15 protein-coding genes are annotated in these 20,707 nt (G+C 47.7%); 12 read left to right on the top strand and 3 right to left on the bottom strand.

Annotation, left to right across the window (positions count from 1 at the left end):
• The first annotated feature begins 184 nt into the window (after nt 1–184).
• The 9 genes from HNP82_RS10975 (at nt 185) to HNP82_RS10935 (ending at nt 13,016) form a co-directional block, all read left to right on the top strand.
• Nucleotides 185–1,063 carry an undecaprenyl-diphosphate phosphatase gene (locus HNP82_RS10975; RefSeq protein ID WP_183774519.1) on the top strand — a complete coding sequence of 293 codons (879 nt, stop codon included), beginning with the start codon at nt 185–187 and terminating at the stop codon, nt 1,061–1,063.
• Nucleotides 1,064–1,230: 167 nt separating this feature from the next.
• Nucleotides 1,231–4,332, top strand: a complete 3,102-nt coding sequence (locus tag HNP82_RS10970; RefSeq protein ID WP_183774516.1) for an FtsK/SpoIIIE family DNA translocase — start codon at nt 1,231–1,233, stop codon at nt 4,330–4,332.
• Between the two features lie 109 nt (nt 4,333–4,441).
• Entirely contained in the window at nt 4,442–6,112 is a 1,671-nt protein-coding gene (locus tag HNP82_RS10965) for a formate--tetrahydrofolate ligase (protein WP_183774513.1), read from the top strand.
• 20 nt (nt 6,113–6,132) lie between these two features.
• Nucleotides 6,133–6,996 (top strand): bifunctional methylenetetrahydrofolate dehydrogenase/methenyltetrahydrofolate cyclohydrolase FolD, encoded by an 864-nt coding sequence (gene folD / locus HNP82_RS10960; RefSeq protein WP_183774510.1) that lies wholly within the window; start codon nt 6,133–6,135, stop codon nt 6,994–6,996.
• Nucleotides 6,997–7,374: 378 nt separating this feature from the next.
• Nucleotides 7,375–8,712: a 30S ribosomal protein S12 methylthiotransferase RimO gene (rimO, locus tag HNP82_RS10955; RefSeq protein ID WP_183774506.1), complete on the top strand. Its 1,338-nt coding sequence runs from the start codon at nt 7,375–7,377 to the stop codon at nt 8,710–8,712.
• Entirely contained in the window at nt 8,696–9,247 is a 552-nt protein-coding gene (gene pgsA / locus HNP82_RS10950; protein WP_183774503.1) for a CDP-diacylglycerol--glycerol-3-phosphate 3-phosphatidyltransferase, read from the top strand. Before rimO ends, pgsA begins: the two co-directional genes overlap by 17 nt.
• Nucleotides 9,247–10,497, top strand: a complete 1,251-nt coding sequence (locus HNP82_RS10945; protein WP_183774500.1) for a competence/damage-inducible protein A — start codon at nt 9,247–9,249, stop codon at nt 10,495–10,497. Before pgsA ends, HNP82_RS10945 begins: the two co-directional genes overlap by 1 nt.
• A gap of 20 nt (nt 10,498–10,517) precedes the next feature.
• The gene (locus tag HNP82_RS10940; protein WP_183774497.1) at nt 10,518–12,440 is read left to right on the top strand and encodes an Asp23/Gls24 family envelope stress response protein; all 1,923 of its coding nucleotides are present in this window, start codon (nt 10,518–10,520) and stop codon (nt 12,438–12,440) included.
• 276 nt (nt 12,441–12,716) lie between these two features.
• Nucleotides 12,717–13,016, top strand: a complete 300-nt coding sequence (locus HNP82_RS10935; RefSeq protein ID WP_183774494.1) for a hypothetical protein — start codon at nt 12,717–12,719, stop codon at nt 13,014–13,016.
• 189 nt (nt 13,017–13,205) lie between these two features.
• Here the strand turns inward: HNP82_RS10935 and HNP82_RS10930 are convergent, their stop codons facing one another.
• On the bottom strand, nt 13,206–13,850 hold the full coding sequence (locus HNP82_RS10930) for a TIGR01906 family membrane protein (RefSeq protein WP_183774491.1): 645 nt from the start codon (nt 13,848–13,850) through the stop codon (nt 13,206–13,208).
• Nucleotides 13,851–14,440: 590 nt separating this feature from the next.
• Between HNP82_RS10930 and thrC the strand changes: the two genes are divergently transcribed.
• Nucleotides 14,441–15,928 (top strand): threonine synthase, encoded by a 1,488-nt coding sequence (gene thrC / locus HNP82_RS10925; protein WP_183774488.1) that lies wholly within the window; start codon nt 14,441–14,443, stop codon nt 15,926–15,928.
• Nucleotides 15,929–16,055: 127 nt separating this feature from the next.
• Here thrC and HNP82_RS10920 read toward each other — a convergent pair whose 3' ends face one another.
• Together HNP82_RS10920 and HNP82_RS10915 are read right to left on the bottom strand one after the other, a co-directional pair.
• The gene (locus tag HNP82_RS10920) at nt 16,056–16,691 is read right to left on the bottom strand and encodes a lactate utilization protein (protein ID WP_183774485.1); all 636 of its coding nucleotides are present in this window, start codon (nt 16,689–16,691) and stop codon (nt 16,056–16,058) included.
• A gap of 23 nt (nt 16,692–16,714) precedes the next feature.
• Nucleotides 16,715–18,331, bottom strand: a complete 1,617-nt coding sequence (locus HNP82_RS10915) for an MBL fold metallo-hydrolase RNA specificity domain-containing protein (RefSeq protein WP_183774482.1) — start codon at nt 18,329–18,331, stop codon at nt 16,715–16,717.
• A 332-nt stretch (nt 18,332–18,663) separates the two neighbouring features.
• Between HNP82_RS10915 and HNP82_RS10910 the strand changes: the two genes are divergently transcribed.
• On the top strand, nt 18,664–19,347 hold the full coding sequence (locus HNP82_RS10910; RefSeq protein ID WP_183774479.1) for a winged helix-turn-helix domain-containing protein: 684 nt from the start codon (nt 18,664–18,666) through the stop codon (nt 19,345–19,347).
• A complete protein-coding gene (locus HNP82_RS10905) occupies nt 19,344–20,666 on the top strand; it encodes a sensor histidine kinase (RefSeq protein WP_183774476.1) in 1,323 nt (440 codons plus the stop codon). The genes HNP82_RS10910 and HNP82_RS10905 overlap by 4 nt, the downstream gene beginning before the upstream one ends.
• Nucleotides 20,667–20,707: the final 41 nt, after the last annotated feature.

The following is a 20,707-nucleotide window of genomic DNA, read 5'->3' as shown; positions in this document are numbered from 1 at the left end:
TCACAGCATGATCGACACATGCAAAGTAGCAGAGGGACTATCCTTTGATGATAGTCCAATCAGTTTTTGACAAATGTATGAAAATGTAGTAAGATAAGAAAAAGTTTGTATGAAAAAATGACTGCCACATTAAAACACGAGAGGATAAAGCTGTCGGTTCCATGACAGCGGGAAGGTAGGAGTTATGAATATATTACAGGCAATATTTATGGGATTGATCCAGGGACTTACTGAGTTTCTTCCGGTGAGCAGCTCCGGTCATCTGGCTATTTTTCAGCAGCTCTTCGGCATCGAGACAGATACCGGCGTTTTATTTGAAGTGCTTCTTCATCTCGGAACACTGGTGGCCGTCTGCATTGTGTTCTGGAAGGATTTTAAAAATCTGGTGATCCATGGTATTGGTCTGATCATAGACGTATGTATGAATATCCGGACTTTCATTATGAATAAAATAAATAAGCAAGATCATAAATACCGCCGCCTGATTACCAACGCCTACCGGAAGTTTGCAGCTCTTGTCATTGTGACGACCATTCCGACAGGGATCATTGGCATTGTGTTCAGTTCATGGATTGAGATGGCTTCCAACACACTTATTGTTCCGGGGATTTGTCTGCTCATTACAGCAATCCTTCTTCTGTTTGTGGATGGGCGCCCAAACGGCAGGAAAAAAGCTAAAGCGACCACCTACAAAGACGCGGGGCTTATCGGACTGGCCCAGGGCGTGGCTACTCTGCCGGGAATTTCCCGTTCAGGAGCCACGATATCAGCCTGCCTTTTCCTTGGCCTGGACAGATCTTTCGCGGTAAAATATTCATTTCTCGCGTCCATCCCGGCAATTCTTGGGGCCAATATTTTAGAACTCCGCCATATCGGCAGCGATGCGGTCAATGGGGGATTGATCTTAAATTATTTTATTGGAATGATCGTTGCTGGAGTTGTAGGCTTTGTCTGCATAAAAATTATGATCAATGTGGTAAAACGTGCAAAATATGAATATTTTGCCTACTATTGCGCGGTGATCGGCGTGATCTCTATTTGCTGCTATTTCTTTATCCGGTAGCGGCGGAGGCTTAAAGTAAAATGTGATTTTAACCGTTTGGCCCGCCCATCCCTGATGGCTGAACAGTTATCCAACATAAGATAGATATAAGGGAAATTAATGTTGCGAAACGTTTGAAGAAGTGTGCTGAGGACGTTTCGCAATTGATTTTAAAGGAGGATGATCCCATGGCTGCAAGGCAGACAGAAACTGCCCGCTCAGGCAACCGCAGGACGCCGGCGAAAAAGACGTCACCGGCACGTACATCAGGAAAAAATACAACAGGTAAAAGCAAGAGTCCGGCAAAGGGACGTACATCCGGCAAAGGAAAAACGTCTTTGGCAAAGGGGTCTTCTGCCAATAAGAAAAATACCGCTGTCGATTACCGCCGGCGCAGCGGTATGTATGACGAGCTGGAACTGATCATTGCCCTGGCGGTTTCCATTTTATTACTGTTAAGTATATACGATCTGTGCGGGAGTGCAGGACGCCATATTTCTCATTTTATGTTTGGCGTTGTAGGATGGATCGCCTACCTGGTCCCCTATATGATTTTCTTTGGCACCGCATTCTATATTTCCAACCGTCACAACAGGGTGGCCGCAGTAAAAATATTGTCCGGCATTGTGCTGTTTGTTGCCGTTGCGGCTTTTGCCCAGATGATCACGGATCCGGGAGATACATATCTCTCCGTTTTAGATTTTTATGAGGACTGCGCTGTCTATAAAAATGGCGGGGGAATTGTGGGTGGACTTGTGTGCCGGCTTCTGACGCCATTTTTCGGCGTGGCGGGATCCTACCTGATCATTATTGCCATTTTTGCCGTGGCCCTTGTTTTATTTGCCGGGAAATCTGTCTTTGTCACCTTGTTCCGGAAAATATCCCAGGGACTGTCGTCTGCTGCGGCCAGCTATCGCCGCCGTCAGGCGCTTTTGGCCCAGGCCAGGGAAGAGCGGCGTCAGGAAGAAGAGCAGGCCCGCCTTGAGCGCATGGCAGATGCTGCTTCGGATCAGGAGGAACCGGAAGATTATGAAGATTTTGACGAAGACTACGAAGATGAAGAAGATACCAAGAAAGCTTCGGAAGGTAAGATCCGGATTTTCAGATCCCGAAAGAAGAAAAATCATGAAGAAATGATCCAGCCGGAAGGGGATTACGGTGAGAAGATCGCTCCTATTAGCTTTGATATTAAAGGGGACAGTCACGCCGGGGAACCTGCGGACACGTCTCTGAAAAAAAAGGCGGATTCTAAAGATTTTGCATCAGAAAAAGAACTGGATTTTCCGGATTTGACCATTACCCGTATGGAAGATATTACTTCAGCCAAAGAAAGCGGCGGGGATCTGGAAAAGAATTTTGATTTTACTCCAGATCCGGTATACCTGGAACCTGATGAGCTGGTTCAAGGCGACGGTGTCAAGAATGACGGCAAAAAATCAAGAAAAGACTCCATGATAGAAATCCCTGATTTTATGGTGAAACCGACCAGCGCCCTCACAGACCCCTTTGGGACAACACTGCCTCTGCCGGATCTTTCTAAGGCAGGGCTGCTTAGTGAAGAGACTGCCAGTGGGATGGACGAAGCGGTGGACATCGACCTTCCGTGGGAAGAGACAAAGAAGAACAGTAAAGAAAATGTCGGGAATGGAGACCGGGGAAGCGATGAGATCCGTCAGCGTACAGTGGAGGAAAAATACACCAATCTGGGAGAGTATGTTCCCGGACAGGCGGATTTGTCCCCGACGGAAACTGTAAAAATGGCGGCTTCACGGTCACCTAAGGCAGATAACGCTCCGGAGCCGGTTACTGACGATCAGATCATGCCCCAGGTGAAAGAATATGTCTTTCCGCCCATGGATCTCCTTAAACGGGGCAAACCATTGAGCGGTGCGGCGGATTCTGATAAGTATCTGAAAGATACAGCCAGGAAGCTACAGGAGACATTGGACAGCTTTGGGGTTAAAGTTCATGTGACCAATGTCAGCTGCGGACCGTCAGTAACCCGCTATGAGCTGTCGCCGGAGCAGGGGGTTAAAGTCAGCAGAATTCTGTCTCTGACCGACGATATTAAGCTGAACCTGGCTGTGGCGGATATCCGCATCGAGGCCCCTATCCCCGGAAAGGCGGCGGTGGGCATCGAGGTTCCAAATAAAGAGACATCCACAGTTATGCTTCGGGACCTCCTGGAAAGCCAGGAGTTTAAGACAAGTAAATCCCTTATCGCCTTTGCTGTGGGGCGGGATATCGGCGGCCAGGTGATCATTGCAGATATTGCGAAAATGCCTCATCTGCTCATCGCCGGCGCCACAGGTTCCGGTAAATCGGTTTGTATCAATACGCTGATCATGAGTATTATTTATAAAGCTAAGCCGGAAGATGTGCGGATGATCATGATTGACCCGAAAGTGGTAGAGTTAAGCGTTTACAACGGCATTCCCCATCTGCTCATTCCCGTGGTGACAGATCCGAAAAAAGCGGCGGGCGCTTTAAACTGGGCTGTGGCGGAGATGGAAAAGCGCTACGCTAAATTTGCCCAGCTCAACGTGCGGGATATGAAGAGCTATAATGCCAAGATCGAGGCCACCGGGGAGAGCGAGGATCATAAACGTCTGCCACAGATTGTAATTATCGTGGACGAGCTTGCGGATTTAATGATGGTTGCCTCCAATGAAGTGGAGGACGCTATCTGCCGTCTGGCCCAGCTTGCACGGGCGGCGGGGATTCATCTTGTTATCGCTACCCAGCGCCCGTCTGTCAATGTTATTACCGGCCTGATCAAAGCCAATATCCCGTCCAGGATCGCTTTTTCTGTGTCCTCCGGCGTGGACTCCCGTACCATTATTGATATGAATGGGGCGGAGAAACTTCTGGGAAAGGGCGATATGCTCTTTTATCCCACAGGCTACCAGAAACCGGTGCGTGTGCAGGGCTCCTTTGTCTCCGACGAGGAGGTCAACGCGGTGGTGGATTTCCTGACGAAAGACCAGGAACAGCCTCAGTACAGTGAGGCCATTGTCAATAGTATCAGTTCCGGCGCGGCTGTATCTGCCAAGGGCAGCGCTCCTGAAAGAGATATATATTTTGTGGAAGCGGGACGTATGATCATTGAAAAAGATAAAGCCTCTATTGGTATGCTCCAGAGAGTATACCGCATTGGATTTAACCGGGCTGCCCGGATCATGGACCAGCTTTGTGAAGCGGGTGTGGTTGGCCCTGAAGAGGGGACAAAACCGAGAAAGGTTTTAATGAGCCCGGAAGAATTTGAAAAATATGTGGAAGAGTATGTGTAGTGTTTCAACTATGGAAAATAGCGGTTTTGCGGAGAGCGCAGGCCCAATTGCTGCGAATATATTTAAGAATTTAGATGAAACATGTTTAATGATCAAAGGAGGAGAATGTATGAAAACAGACATTGAGATTGCCCAGGAGGCGAAAATGGAGCCCATTAAAGATGTGGCGGCCAAACTGTCCATCAATGAGGATGAGCTGGAATTTTACGGAAAATACAAGGCAAAGCTTGGCGATGAACTGTGGGAGCGGATCAAGGACCGCCCTAACGGAAAGCTTGTTCTTGTCACAGCGATCAATCCAACTCCTGCCGGCGAGGGGAAGACAACCATCACTGTAGGTCTTGGACAGGCGCTGAATTACATTGGTAAAAAGGCGGTAATCGCTCTGAGGGAGCCGTCACTGGGCCCCTGTTTTGGGATCAAGGGAGGGGCCGCCGGAGGCGGATACGCTCAGGTTGTCCCTATGGAAGATCTGAATCTCCATTTTACAGGGGATTTCCACGCCATAACATCGGCCAATAACCTTCTGGCAGCTATGCTCGACAATCATATCCATCAGGGTAACACTCTTGGAATTGATCCAAAGCAGGTTGTCTGGAAACGGTGTGTGGATATGAATGACCGGGCTCTGAGAAATATTGTTGTGGGCCTTGGCAGCAAGATGGATGGGGTTGTCCGGGAAGATCATTTTGTTATTTCCGTAGCCTCTGAGATCATGGCCATCCTCTGTCTTGCGGAAGATATGCAAGATCTTAAAGTGCGGCTTGGCAAAATCATTGTCGCTTACAACTATAAAGGAGAGCCGGTGACTGCGGCGGATTTAAAGGCCGTCGGCGCTATGGCGGCTCTGCTTAAAGACGCAATTAAGCCTAATATGATTCAGACCCTTGAACATACCCCGGCCATTGTTCACGGAGGTCCTTTTGCCAATATCGCCCACGGCTGCAACAGTGTCCGGGCCACCCGCATGGCTTTGAAAATGGCGGATATTGTTGTCACAGAGGCCGGCTTCGGAGCGGATCTTGGCGCAGAAAAGTTTTTTGACATTAAGTGCCGCATGTCCGGCCTAAAACCGGACGCTGTTGTTCTTGTAGCAACTGTTCGTGCGCTGAAGTATAACGGAGGCGTGGCCAAGGCGGATCTTGGACAGGAAAACGTTGAGGCCCTTAAAAAAGGTATTGTAAACCTGGAAAAACATATTGAAAATCTTCATAAATATCATGTGCCGGTCATTGTCACATTAAACGCTTTTGTCAGCGATACGCCGGCTGAACTTGAATTTGTCCAGAAATTTTGTGAGGAAAAAGGCGCCAGCTTCGCCCTTGCCCGTGTATGGGAGGACGGCGGCAGAGGCGGCGAAGCACTTGCCCGGAAAGTTGTGGATACACTGGAGACAAAGGAAAGCCATTTCACGCCTCTTTATCCCGATGATCTGTCCCTGCGGGAGAAGATCGAGACTGTAGCCAGAGAAATTTACGGCGCCGCGGCAGTCACCTACTCGCCGGCCGCCGCTAAAGCTTTGGACCGCATTGAGAGCATGGGATTTTCCAATATGCCGGTATGTATGGCAAAAACTCAGTATTCACTGTCTGACAACGCTAACCTTCTTGGCCGTCCGGAAGGATTTACAGTCAATATCCGGGAGGTTTATGTGTCCGCCGGCGCCGGATTTGTGGTGGCGATTACCGGAGCGATCATGACCATGCCAGGACTTCCCAAAGTACCGGCGGCAGAAGGCATTGATGTGGATGAAAGCGGCAGGATCACCGGATTATTTTAAAATAACAGGGGGAAAAAATTATGGCAAAACTCATTGATGGAAAACAGATCTCAGCGCAGATCAAAGATGAACTTAAAGAAGAAGTGGCTCAGATGAAAGAGCGGGGCACCCAGGTATGTCTCGCCGTAATCTTAGTGGGACAGGATCCGGCTTCCTGCGTGTATGTGCGCAATAAGAAAAAAGCCTGTGAATATATCGGTATCCGTTCCATTTCCTGTGAATTGCCTGAGGAGACAACCCAGGAAGAACTCCTTGAAAAAATTCGTGAATTTAATGAGGATGACAGTGTGGACGGTATCCTCGTACAGCTTCCCCTGCCTGACCATATCCAGGAGGACGCGGTTATTGAAGCTATCTCCCCACAAAAAGATGTGGACGGCTTTCATCCGTGGAGCGTGGGCGCTCTGTGCATCGGAAAGCCGGGATTTGTCTCATGCACGCCTGCGGGCATTATTCAGCTTTTGAAGCGCAGCGGCGTTGACATTGAAGGTAAGGAGTGCGTTGTAGTAGGCCGCAGCAATATTGTGGGCAAACCCATGTCCCTCCTGCTGCTTCGTGAAAACGGCACAGTGACCATATGCCATTCCAGAACAAAAAATCTTAAAGAGATTTGCCGCCGGGCCGATATCCTTGTGTGTGCCATCGGCAAACCGAAATTCTTTACAAAAGATTATGTGAAAGAGGGCGCGGTTGTCATTGACGTAGGTATTCACAGAAACGCGGAAAATAAACTTTGCGGCGATGTGGATTTTGCACAGGTGGAACCTGTGGCGTCCATGATCACCCCTGTACCTGGTGGCGTAGGCCCTATGACCATTGCCATGCTAATGTCCAACTGTGTTGAGTCTGCCAGAAGAAAAGAAGAAAAACGTTCTAATTCCTGATGATAACGGCCTCCGGAGGACCTTTTGGTTTTTCGGGGGCCTTCGGCATTATATGAGACAAGCAGCAAAAGGTCATAATTTTCATGATTGCATGTAAATTTGTGAATTTGTGGAGCGATCCGCGTCTCATGCCCATTTGTCGGGCAACTCATTAATATTATAGAATAGGCTTTTATTTTTCGGTAAAAGCTGATAAAATGAAAAGTAACAGTTCAGTCATCAGGGATAGGCGGGATGATTTATGCTTGCATAAAGATCAGCCCGCCCTATTCCTGATGAGGTGAGTGCCGGATTATGAGCAAAGGAGCGGCGAAAGCCGTGGGGCAGCGCGTATGGGCGGACTGAACTGTTACAATAGAAAAGCTAAGGAGTGGATCAATGAATATATATTTTGTATCTCTTGGATGCGACAAAAATCTGGTGGATTCGGAAGTGATGCTTGGCCTGCTGACAAAGCAGGGCTATACATTGACGAATGACGAGACAAAAGCCGACATTATTGTGGTCAATACATGCAGTTTCATCCATGACGCGAAGCAGGAGAGTGTGGATACTCTTTTGGAGATGGCTGAATATAAAAAGTCGGGGCAGGTTAAAGTGCTTATAGCTGCCGGATGCCTGGCCCAACGCTATCAGCAGGAGATATTGGACGAGATCACGGAGGTGGACGCCGTTGTGGGGACCACAGGGTATGGCGATATCTGCCAGGTCATCGACAAAGTTCTCCAGGGACAGCGGTTGCTGGATATTCATAGTCTGGGAGAGCTGCCGGCACCGGATGTACGGCGGGTGATCACCACCGGAGGATACAGCAGCTATTTAAAGATCGCGGAGGGCTGCGACAAGCACTGTTCCTACTGTATTATCCCTAAAATCCGCGGGGAGTACCGCAGCTATCCCATGGAAGAAGTTTTAAAACAGGCCAAGGATCTGGCCCGGGCCGGGATAAAGGAATTGAACATTGTGGCCCAGGAGACGACCATGTATGGGAAAGATCTTTATGGTGCAAAAGTTTTCCCAGAGCTTTTGCGCAGGCTTTGCCAGATTGACGGTATTCGTTGGATAAGGATTCTCTACTGCTATCCGGAAGAAATTACCGATGAGCTGATCCAGGTAATCCGGGAGGAAGAAAAAGTCTGTCACTATCTGGATCTGCCTATACAGCATGCCAATGACGAGATCTTAAAGCGTATGGGGCGGCGCACTACCAGGAAAGATCTGGAGAATGTGATCCAGAAACTCCGGGAAAATATTCCGGATATTGCCCTGCGCACAACCCTGATTACAGGTTTCCCCGGAGAGACACAGCAGCAGCACGAAGAGTTGATGGATTTTGTTGAGAGGATGGGGTTTGACCGGCTTGGAGTATTTACTTACTCCCCGGAGGAGGGAACCGCAGCCGCTACTATGCCGGATCAGATTCCGGAGGAAGAAAAGCTGCGCCGTCAGGATGAACTGATGTCTCTTCAGCAGAACATTGCATTTGATATATCCGCTGCCATGGTGGGAAGAACTCTTGACGTCCTTGTAGAAGGTAAACTTCCTGAGGAGGGTGTGTACATAGGGCGTACCTATAAAGACGCGCCGGATGTGGACGGCTATATATTTATCTCTGCCCGGGAAGAACTGTTGTCCGGAAGTTTTGTGACGGTCCGGGTGACTGCGTCCCATGAATATGATCTGATAGGAGAAGTGATTTATGAATCTGCCAAATAAACTGACAATTTTGAGAGTTATATTAATCCCGTTTTTTGTAGTATTTTTGCTGGCTGCCGATGCTATCGGCCCATGGTCTGTGTATGTCGCTTTGGCCATCTTTGTCATCGCCAGTCTGACCGATATGTTAGATGGAAAGATCGCCAGAAAATATAACCTTGTGACGAATTTCGGAAAGTTTATGGATCCTCTGGCAGATAAGCTTCTTGTAGTATCTGCCCTTGTGTGCTATGTGGATCTTGGCCGTATCCCCTCATGGGTTGTGCTGATCATTATTGCCAGAGAGTTTATTATCAGCGGTTTCCGTCTGGTTGCCGCTGAGTCCGGCGTGGTTATCGCCGCCAGTTACTGGGGCAAAATAAAGACGACGGTTCAGATGGTCACCATTATTTTTATGATGCCCAATTTTGGAGGAACCATTGTGTTTTGGATTGAACAGGTGCTGATTTATGCTTCCCTGATCCTTACCGTTGTTTCCTTAATTGATTACCTGGTTAAAAACAAAAATATCTTGCTGGATGGAGGAAAAATCTAATGGTTGCGGAACTGATCTCCGTGGGAACTGAAATTTTACTTGGAAATATTACCAATACCAATGCCCGCTATCTGGCGGAAGAGTGCGCCGCCCTGGGGCTGTCTTGCTATACCCAGGTCACGGTGGGAGACAATCCTGGCCGTCTTGAGGAGGCTGTTGCCACGGCACTGTCCCGCAGCGATGTGGTGATTTTGACGGGAGGTCTCGGACCCACAGAGGATGATCTCACAAAGGAGACTGTGGCAAAGGTTTTAGGGCTGCCTTTGGTGGAAGATCCCCATAGCCGGCAGCGCATTGAAGATTATTTTAAAAAGGGTATTCACAGGCCCCCTACAGATAACAACTGGAAGCAGGCCATGATTATTGAGGGATGCCAGGTAGTGGACAATCACAACGGTACGGCGCCGGGGCTTATTGTGACTACGGCCGGGGAAAAACAGGTGATCCTGCTGCCCGGACCTCCGGGAGAACTGTATCCCATGTTTGAGGAGGCCATTCGGCCATTCCTTGAAAAGCTCACATCCCAGATCATTTATTCCAGGACGGTAAAGATTGGTGGCATGGGCGAGAGTTATGTGGCAGACCAGATCCAGGATCTTCTTGAAAACCAGACGAATCCAACCATAGCTCCTTACGCCAAGATCGGGGAGGTCCACTTGCGTGTGACTGCCAGAGCGGCTACAAAAAAGGAGGCCAAAAAGCTGATCCGCCCGGTGATCCGTGAACTGAAAAAGCGGTTTGGAAAAAGTATATATACAACCCGCAATGAGGTGACGCTTGAAGACAAGTTTATCTCCCTGCTGGAAAAATACGGCCTGACGGTGACTACAGCGGAGAGCTGTTCCGGTGGTCTTCTGTCCGGGCGTCTTATTAACGTGGCCGGCGCCTCGGATGTGATTAACCGGTGTTTTGTTACCTATGCCAATGAGGCCAAGCAAGACCTTCTTGGGGTGAAAAATTCAACGTTGAGAAAATATGGGGCTGTCAGCCCTCAGACGGCCAGAGAGATGGCTAAGGGAGCAGCGAGGGCGGCTAAATCCCAGGTGGCTTTGTCTGTGACCGGCATTGCAGGTCCGGGCGGAGGCACGTCCGAGAAGCCGGTAGGACTTGTTTATATTGGATGCTATGTGAAAGGCCACACCGAAGTGATCGAATGTCACTTCAGCGGCAACCGCCAGAAAGTCAGGGAAGGGACTGTCGCCCGTGCCATTGATTTCGGACGCCGCTGTGTAATGAAATACGGCAAATAGAAAAGTGGTGTAGTGACATTATGAAAAAGATAAAAAGAAATCTGCTTATACTGCTTACGTTTACCGGGCTGCTTCTGTTTGCGGGCGGCCTGTGGGGCTGTGGTTCCGTGCAGCCGGTGTCTGTGGACACTACTTTGACTGTGGACACCAGTTTTTCCGGAGAGCGTACTATGAAGGCGGTACTGTCTGCCAGGGAATTTGATCTCCTCTTTGGCGGTGATCTGGAGGGACTGAACCAGCTTTTAACGGACAACGCGCCTACGGATATGAATGCCCAGGCTCAGATGCTGGATGGCGGTGACGTGGAGATCACATTAAGTATTCCTTTTACCTCCTACAATGAGTATTACAGTAAAATTCGGGCTATTTTTTCAGGAAGCGCTAGCTACGACGCGGATAATATGCCCTCCGTATATTTTGAATATTCGGACAGCCTTCTGAAAAAGGGCTTTATTATTGAAGAAAATTTCACATCCACAGAACTGTTTTTCTGGCTGACGGACGCTATGCTTGAGGATAACTCCAATCTGGAGGGGCGGACCGCCGATGAACTTTTTACGTCAGGAACCACAACGTTGGTTTTTGACGGGGAGGAAATCCCGGCTCAAAACTGTATCAGCGTCTCCCGCATGGATTCCAATGCCTTTAACACAATTACAGTGGAGACAACATTAAACAGCAGCGGAAGTTACGATGCGGTGCTGGATTATTATGCGGGAACCTCTGTTGTGGAAAAGCTGGGAAGCGAACTGACACAGATCATGAACAGTCTGGTGCCTGACGATGGAACATTTTCCACAAGAACGACAGAGGAAGGGACCGTATTTACCATCAAGTTCAGTGCTGTGAGTGCTGAGGATTATGTCAATAAGATGAATCAGGCCCTCCACTCTGACAACACGGTTTTTGAAGTGACCGAGGAGAGTGACGAGCAGGATACCCTCCGGGCACAGCGGCGGATTACCCAGTATTTGGATGGCTCCTATTTTCTGGATTTTTCTGATGAAAATACAGTGATGACCTATATTTTTAAGGCGTCGCCTGAGCATTCTTTTGAAAATTGTGAAAGTACCTATAAATATTTGAGAAGCTGTACTTTTGAAAATACTGATGAGTACTGCAGCACATATATTACTGTAGCCCCCTCCGATGAGATCACCCTTTATCTGGGCTACAGTGTGGATATTGACCGGGTGGAAGTAGACACGGTGATGAATAATGAAAAGGACTTTGTCCGCAATATTCGTTTTACACTCACCTCTGAGCAGAATAGTATTATCGGCGAGCGCTTTGAGACAAGGATCAACGAGCAGCTCCTGGAAGGCATGAGCTGTGAGACATCTCAATCGGGAAGCAATACAATTTACACTGTGACTATGGGCGCGGACAGTGCCCAGGCACTCTCTGAATTGACTTGCGCCTTTTTAGACGGCAATGCTCAGTCTGGCAATTCTTCCCTGTCCGGCGGCCAGTCCGATGAAAACCGGCTGAACCAGATCACCTATCAATATACGGATAAGATCGACCTGACTCTATTTCTCGGAGGCTCCCAGTCCACCAAAGGTCTTTATTACCGTTTCCAGTATCCGAGAAGCTTTGGCGGACATTTTGTGGAAAATAATAACTATGAAAATGTTCTTGAAGATGGCAATGTTTTGACTTGTATTACCCATAATAAGGTGATCGAAGTCAGCACCTACGCTCAGAAAGCCAATGTGATAGGTATTTTACAGAGAGTTCTGGCTATTATTTCCCTGGCCGGCATGGCCATTGTCATTCTTCTGAATCTTGCCGCTATTATGCGGTGTATTAAAAAGCGGAGCTTTGACCTGGAGGAATTTGATCTCTTCACAGGCAGAGGATATATCTTTGTTACCATCTTTGTCGTCTGCGGAGTTGTCTTTGTCATATCTGTCATTAGGCTGTTTTTTGGAATTTATTAAAACAGAGGCAAAGCACATCGCCTCCAACGGGTTCGACAGCGCCACAGAAATGGCAGCTGCAAAAAAATATTGATAACTCTTTGGCCATTATCGGAACAGTACGAATTTGCGGATAACCGTAAGGCGGTAAACAGGCATTTGACGTCGGAGGATTTTTTGGGAGGGGTTTTATGAATGTCACTTTTGTGAATCGGGGAATTGATGATATGATCTGTCAGATCATGAGTTTTCAGACAGAAGGCGAATCTGTTTAATGATCTGTGCTGCTGTGTCAGCATGAATCCTACTGAGCCGCGTTTCCTCAGGGAACACCGTTTTGATTTTTTCTATAAAAACAGCGAAAAAGGGGCCATCGGACAATGTATCCACGAAATTATTCATTTCGCTTGGTTTTATGTATGGCATGAGATTTTTCAGGATTCCTGGGGAGAGTATGAACGTCCGTCCCTGAAATGGATTTTAAGTGAAATGGTGGTTGAATCCATTATGAAAGACAGCTACGCCTACTGCCAGGCCCATGAAAAAGAAATCCGGGCGCATATTCAGGAGGCCGAAAGCCGCGGTATGTATCTATAACCCTATTTTTGTGTATAATAAAAAGAGGCAGCGCACTTAATGACTTAGTGCGATAGTCCCGCCGTCATACTCCGGCAGACTGCCGGGAATATGGTATGCCACAAAAAGGCTGTGAGAAAACGTGAATCCGTTTACTCACAGCCTTTTTGTGCGAGTGCGGCGGAAGAGGAGAAAGCCCATGCAACTTTGTTATTTCCTGCGAGTTTTTCTGTAAAATATAAAACATAAAATACTTCCTAAAACAACAAGGCCAAGGATCATAAAAGCGCAGTGGAAGAAAAATGTGTCCGGGAGAATGGTGATCACCGGGTCTGTGTCCGCTGAAAAGATCCAGTAGTCATTGTTAAAGAAAATATGATGGAAGGTGACAAAGCTCTGTTCCCAGTTAAGGCCGATGATTACTCCTAACACTACAGGGATGGCGATGGCCAGAATGGAGGCGTATTTTAAATAGCGCCAGTCTTTTTTGCGCCGCTGCCACAAAATACCTGCAAGTCCTAAAATAAATGTGACAATGCACAGAATCTGGACATTGACAAAGATAACTTTTACTTCCTCAAAATGGATCTCCCCGGTTTCAGACATGGGAAGGGTGGGAAATTCAAGGGTGTCCGGGCCAAATATGGAATTGTAGTCAATAAGGACGTCGTAGTTGGCCCGGATTTCTTCCTCAGAATATCCTGAGGTCTGGGAAATGTTGAGCAGTCCCATATCAAGATAGTAGAGTGGACGGAAATTTAAGGTAAAGACAACGGCAAAGGAAATAATAAAAAGAACAAGGATCAAGGACAGAAAGATCTGGATGACGGTCTGCCCAGAAGAAGGCTTTTTCATAAGATTGTGTCACTCCTTTATGTATATGTTTGCTTGTTTTGTGGTTATTATACCATGTCCGCTGACGCGGCCATAGTATGGCTCCGCCCGGATGCGTACTTTTGCGCAGATGAATGCTCCCTTCGGTCGCTGCGCAAAAGACGCGGTATAATAGCCGCTTCGCGACTATTATACCATGAATACGATCATCGGGAAAGAGAAGTTTTGATGTGAGGACTGTGCGCAATGAGCGGATGTTTGTACGCGCTGGACGCAATTTTTTGCTCTGAAACACTTGATATGCTTTTTTCAATATGCTATAATCGAACCTATTGAAAGAAAGTCCATGAGGTCAAATATTAATTTGATCGCATGATACCATGGATCATTATATTATGATGAAGGCGTCAAAAGATATTTTGACGCCTATGATACACGGATCGCTTCGCGCTCCTAAAACATTTCAAATCCGCTCATTTTTCTCTGAAAAATGGCTTCTTTTTGGTGTTTTACGCGTCTCAAAGTTATGCTTGCCTGCGCAAGCGCAGTCCGCATGACCTTTGGACGCTTGTATCATATTATAAGAAAACATGAAAGCGAGGATGTATCTCATGAATTTGACATACAAAAGTACCAGGGGCGGTGCCCAGGTGACAGCGTCACAGGCGATTTTAAAAGGTTTGGCCGATGACGGTGGTCTGTATGTTCCAAGCAGTATTCCTGCTCTGGACGTATCTGTGGAAGAATTATCAAATATGACCTATCAGGAAGTGGCTTACGAAGTAATGAAGCTTTATCTGACAGATTTCACGCCACAGGAGTTGAAAAGCTGTATTGATAAAGCATACGATTCCAAATTTGACGCTGAGGAGATCGCGCCTATGGTTTACGCCGACGGGGCTTACTATCTGGAGCTTTTCCACGGCGCTACAATTGCCTTTAAGGATATGGCTCTGTCCATCCTGCCTCACCTGATGACTACCAGTGCCAGAAAAAATCATGTGGACCATGAGATTGTCATTTTGACCGCTACATCCGGGGATACAGGGAAGGCTGCTATGGCCGGCTTTGCTGATGTTGAAGGGACGAAGATCATTGTCTTTTATCCGAAAGACGGCGTTAGCCCGGTACAGGAAAAACAGATGGTGACTCAGAAGGGAAAGAATACTTTTGTTGTAGGTATTCACGGAAATTTCGATGACGCTCAGACCGGCGTGAAAAAAATGTTTAACGATAAAGAGCTTGCCAAAGTTCTGGATGCCAATGGATATCAGTTCTCATCGGCCAACTCTATTAATATCGGACGCCTTGTCCCTCAGATCGTTTATTATGTTTACGCTTATGCCATGCTTGTCCATAATGAGGAGATTGTAAACGGGGAAAAGATTAATGTGGTAGTTCCCACAGGTAATTTCGGAAATATTCTGGCGGCTTATTATGCGAAAAACATGGGTCTTCCAATTGACCGGCTGATCTGCGCTTCCAATGAGAACAAAGTTTTATATGATTTCTTTTCCACTGGAAGATATGACAAAAACAGAGATTTTGTGGTGACTTCATCCCCATCTATGGATATCCTTATTTCCAGCAACCTGGAACGTCTCATTTACAAGATTGCCGGAGAGGACGCCGAGGCAAACCGCAGTCTCATGGAGGCGTTAAGCCATGACGGAAAGTACGAGATCACTCCGGAAATGAGAGAGCGGCTGAAAGATTTTTACGGCAATTTCGCCGATGAGGATCAGACTGCCCGTACCATCCATGATCTCTATACAGATACAGGCTATGTGATCGACACACACACCGCTGTGGCAGCAACTGTCTATAAAAAGTATGTCAGCGACACTCAGGATACAAAGAAGACGGTCATTGCATCTACAGCCAGCCCCTTTAAGTTTGCCAGGAGCGTTATGACGGCCATTGATAAAAAATACGCGGATATGGGAGATTTTGAGCTGATTGACGAGCTGTCCTCCATCTCCGGCGTTCCCGTGCCAAAAGCGGTGGAGGAGATCCGCACAGCCCCGGTGCTGCATAACACTCAGTGCGATGTGGACGAAATGGAAGACACTGTGAAAAAGTGGCTTAATATTAAGTAACAGTTTAGGACAGCGGGAAAACAGATGGATATCCGATGCCCCTTGGTCGGCCTGCGGCCGGGCAGGAAGATGTGCCGTACTGAACAGTTACAATATTAAAAAATGCCCGGCTGGCCGGGCATTTTTTTCAGTATCCCAGTTCCTCACCCACAAGGATGACTTTGATTCGGTTGGGGATGAAACTGCGCCGGGTAATGACAATCTGGTCGCAGATACAGTCGGCGCAGAGGCAGTCGGCGCAGCGGCCAAGCTCCCGGCAGGGCGTGTGATAATTGAGACGGACAGCGTTTGGCGGGGCAGCCATGTTGCGCACCCGATCAATGGCACTTTTGACGTCGGGGACAACTTTGTTCATCCCGGCGATGACGATTACATTCTGCGGGCCGTGGATCAGAGAAGCTACCCGGTTGCCTGTGCCGTCAATGTTTACAAGCTGGCCGTCCAGAGTGATGGCGTTGGAACTCATAAAATAATAATCACAGGCAGCGATCTTTCCAAAAATTTCCCGCTTTTCTTCCGGCGTTTGGGCTTTAAAACGGTCATAAATGATACAGTCTGACGCCTGTATAGCGTCGATGAGACCAATTTCATTTAAAGTCATCGACCCGCCCCAGGCGACGCTGCAGTCCGGGGAAAGATAGCGGCAGGCTTTTTCAAGGGCTTCCTTCCGATCCGCCGCGTAGTAGGCTTCAATTTGGCGCAGGCCGAATTTCTCAATGAGAGAATCGGCAAGGTTTTCATAATATTGCTGTTTTGGGGTCATGAAATTTCCTCCATTTCTCTTTCTTATCTATCCCATTTCTCACACAGATCATTAAGCTCACGGATGAAGGCCCTAAGATCTTTGTTGGCTCCGCCTTCATTGTGGTCGATAACTTTGGTCAGGCGGACTCCGGCATCAACAAGCTGCTGGTATACAGGGTTAGTATACCGTTTTTTACCGGCGGATTCAGAACTTTCAGGCACAGTAATCTTCTTTTTATTGCCCTCGTACAGGCATTCCCCGGTGATCAGATCATAGCAGGCGCCGTTGTATGGAGCTGTGGCATTAAGGCCAAGCTCATTGATGAGACGGTTTGCAAAAGTCTGGCACACCTGGTCTTCGCCGTGGTTGACAAAGACCATGGAGGGATTTGGATGAAAGCTTTTGATCCAGGCCATAAGGCCTTCATTGTCCGCGTGTCCGCTGATGCCGGAGAGCTGACAGATTTCTGCCTCAATATGGATATGTTCATCAAAAAGCCGGACTTCCCGGGCTCCCTCCACAATGGCGCGGCCCAGGGTGCCGTTAGCCTGATACCCCACAAAGAGGATGGTTGATTCCGGGCGCCACAGGTTGTGTTTTAAATGGTGGCGGATACGCCCGGCCTCGCACATGCCGCTGGCGGAGATGATCACTTTGGGTTCAGGGTCCTCGTTGATGGTGATGGAATCATCACTGGTGATAGCCACCTTCAGATCGGAAAAATTAATAGGGTTGATCCCCTGGTCAATAAGTGCCAGAGCATCGCTGTCGAAGTAATCGTACATACTCTGGGAAAAAATCTGTGTGGCCTCCACAGCCAGCGGACTGTCGACATAAACGGGAAAATGATCGTGGCCATGGATTAGGCCCTGATCTTTGATCTGGCGTATAAAATAAAGAAGCTCCTGGGTACGTCCTACGGCAAAAGAGGGAATCACCACATTTCCTCCCCGATCCAGGGTCCTCTGGATAATAGGGGTGAGCTGGGAAATATAGTCGATCCGCTTATCATGGCTGCGGTCGCCGTAGGTGGACTCCATGATCACAATATCACCCTGGGTCAGATACTGGGGATTGCGGATCAGCGGCTGATCGGTATTCCCGATATCGCCGGAAAAGACAATAGTTTTTGTCACTTTATTTTCGGTTACAGTGATTTCAATGGAAGAGGAACCCAAAAGATGTCCGGCATCTACAAAACGCACCTGTATACCGGGAAAAATGGCAGATATATCTTCATAGTTGCAGGGTACAAACTGATCCCGGATCTTAATGGCGTCATTGACGGTATACAAAGGAACATAAGCTGGTTTCCCCGCTCTTTTTGCTTTGCGGTTGCGCCATTTTGCCTCAGATTCCTGGATATGGGCGCTGTCCTGGAGCATAATGTCGCAGAGACGGCAGGTCGCGCCGGTGGCATAAATATTTCCTTTAAAGCCCTGGGCCCCCAGAAGGGGAAGCCGTCCGGAGTGGTCAATGTGGGCGTGGGTGAGCAAGACCGCGTCGATCTCGCTGGCCACTACAGGAATATCGCAGTTTTCATAAGTATCCGGTCCCTGCTCAAGGCCGTAGTCAATAAGAATACGGCGCCCGCAGGCTTCCAGCAGTGTACAGCTTCCTGTGACTTCATGTGTTGCCCCCAAAAAAGTCAGTTTCATAGGCATACCTCCTGCACAAACAATGTTATTATACTTTTATTATACGGCATAAAAACAGGGCTTGCAATGAAAAGCATTTCAGAGATAAATAAACAGTTCATTATCGCATGACTAAACGGTTATATTAAAAAAGTTTACATATTTTACATCTATTTTACAAAAGAGACAGTTAGATTTTACAAAACATATTTATACTAAGAAATCAGGGTTAATCATTTGGAGACAGTAACCATCCGTTCAGTTGTCAGGAAGAGAGTGTGCTGGACGGTTACATAATGCGTAAGAATATGTTATAATACATGAACCGAGGTTTTTAAGGAGGCACAATGATTATGGAAAAAACAATTTACTATATTGAAGATGACGCCAATATTCGCGAGTTGGTTATTTACGCGCTGAAGGCGTCAGGCTTTCAGACCATTGGATTTGAAAATGCCAGGGATTTTTACCGGGGGATCAAAAGTGTCCTGCCGGATCTGATCCTTCTGGACGTCATGCTTCCCGATGAGGATGGCATTTCCGTTTTGAGAAAATTGAAAAAGGATGATAAATATAAAAATATCCCGGTGATCATGCTGACGGCAAAATCTACGGAATATGATAAAGTCATTGGGCTGGACCAGGGAGCCGACGATTATGTCACAAAGCCTTTCGGTGTTATGGAACTTGTGTCTAGGATTAAGGCGGTACTGCGCCGCAGCAACGAAAACACCCAGGAGGAGATTATTACTACGGGGCGGCTTGCGTTAAACAGGAAAAAACATACGGTGATGGTGGACGATCGCCCCGTGGATCTGACTTACAAAGAATTTGAACTTCTGGACTGCCTGATGAAAAATAAAGACCTTGTCATGACACGGGAAAAGCTTTTGGATACAGTGTGGAATATGGATTATGAATGTGAAAGCCGGACAGTGGACGTACACATCGGTATGCTCCGCCAGAAGCTTGGCGATGCCGGCTCTATGATCGTCACTATCCGGGGTGTGGGTTATAAACTGGAGAGCAGACAATGAAAAAACGGATTTTTAAAAATATGTGTCTTCTGGCCGGAGGTATATGCATACTGGCGTACACTATTCTTTTCTTTTTATTTAATTATGTATATGGCCATCAGACGGAAAAGTATGTTCAAAATGAAGCTGTGTTTCTTGCCAACGCTTTAGACAGTATTTCTGTCCATTCTGAGGAGATGGATTATGTTGAAAGTCTGAAAGATATTGGAAGGACAAGAATCACATGGATTGACCAGGATGGGACAGTGATCTATGACAGCATAGAAGACTGGACACAGATGGACAACCACAAGGACCGGCCGGAAGTACAGGAAGCCTATGAAAAAGGGGCTTCCTCTGTGGTGCGCACGTCGTCCACTCTGGATGAGCGCAGCTATTACTATGCGGTCCTTCTCTCAGACCAGACAGTGCTTCGGATGAGCATAACTACAGATAGCGTCTATGCCCTTTATATTTCCATGCTTCCGGTGCTGCTTTTGATCCTTCTCATTTTTATGGGAATCGTGTTGATCCTGGCTCACAAGATCACAGAGGCTATTGTCCGTCCTATTAATGATCTGGATCTGGTGACGCCGGAAAATAGTTGCCCCTATGAGGAGCTGGAACCGTTGCTGGCCCGTATTCGCCGTCAGAATGAGGAGCGGCAGAAAAACGAAAAAATGCGCCGGGAATTTTCTGCAAATGTTTCCCACGAACTGAAAACCCCTCTGACATCTATCTCCGGCTACGCGGAGCTGATGAAAGACGGCATGGTTCAGCCCGGAGATGTTCCAGTATTTGCGGAAAAGATTTATAAAGAGGCGGCCAGGCTCATCGGCCTTGTCAATGATATTATTAAGATCTCCCGCCTGGACGAGCGGAAAGTGGGCGTGGAGAAAGAACCGGTGGATTTGTACCAGATGGCGGAGGATGTATGCTCCCGCCTGGATACGGTGGCTGCCAGGTATGACGTCTCCCTGGATTTCTCAGGAAAACCGGTGACGGTGCAGGGCGTTCACCAGATGATTGATGAACTGTTTTACAATCTCTGTGAAAACGCCATAAAGTATAATCATCCTGGCGGAAAAGTTCATGTAAGTATTGACAAATTTATGGACAGAGCAAGGATTATTGTGGAGGACACAGGTATCGGTATCTCAAAGGAACATCAGGACCGTGTATTTGAGCGGTTTTACCGGGTGGATAAAAGCCACTCCCGGCAGACGGGGGGAACCGGCCTGGGGCTTGCCATTGTCAAGCATGTGGTGGAATACCACGATGGAAAAATAACTCTTGAAAGTGAAGAAGGCAAAGGCACGAAAATTACTGTGCTGTTGTAAATCGTCTTGTGGAAAAGAGGCGGCCGTGATATAATAAGCCG

The organism is Catenibacillus scindens (assembly GCF_014202115.1).
Classification (GTDB): domain Bacteria; phylum Bacillota; class Clostridia; order Lachnospirales; family Lachnospiraceae; genus Catenibacillus; species Catenibacillus scindens.
The sequence above is the reverse complement of the archived record's forward strand: the minus strand, read 5'-3'. Positions and strand labels throughout refer to the sequence as shown.